General features: G+C 44.5%; 1 protein-coding gene. It reads left to right on the top strand.

The genetic code is table 11. The features are described from left to right. Nucleotides 1-609, top strand: a 609-nt coding sequence (locus ACYQ2O_RS12675) for an IS1634 family transposase (RefSeq protein ID WP_459796765.1), incomplete at both ends; no start/stop codon positions are given.

Here is a 609-nt window from a genome sequence, read left to right as displayed (position 1 = left end):
ATCGCAATACGATGCTTCGTTTTCCAAAGTGGGATCGCACCCATTCCCATCCTTACGGCAGCTGTATTCCCTCGCAAAGAAGCAGCGATCTGTTTGCCTCGGTTACGGAAGAAGCTAAAAATCGTTTTTTCAGCCTGCAGGCTAAGCGACGGACGGAGAATGAATATTGGGCTTATGATACTACCAGTGTTTCCTCCTATTCAGAGTCTCTTAAGCAAGTCAAATACGGTATCAACAAGGACCACGATCCGCTTGCGCAGATCAATCTTGCTTTGTTGTTTGGTGAAGAATCTGGCTTACCGTTTTACTACCGCAAGTTAGCAGGCAATATAAGCGATGTCAAAACAGTGAAGCACTTGCTTGCCGATCTAGGCAATCTTGGTTTTAGCAAGGTCAAACTCGTAATGGACCGAGGGTTTTACAGCAAGGAAAATATCGATGCCTTGTACCAAAATCATTTGAAATTTTTGATGGCCACAAAAGTATCCCTGAAATACGTGCAGGAAGAACTGAACAAGGTTCGAGATAACATCCGCACACGCGCTAATTACAATGCCAGCTACCAACTTTACAGCCATACTGCAACGATAGACTGGGAGTATTCACAGA

Source organism: Alkalibacterium sp. m-11 (assembly GCF_054658155.1).
Note: the sequence above shows the minus strand (reverse complement) of the source record. Positions and strands in the feature narration are given on the sequence as shown.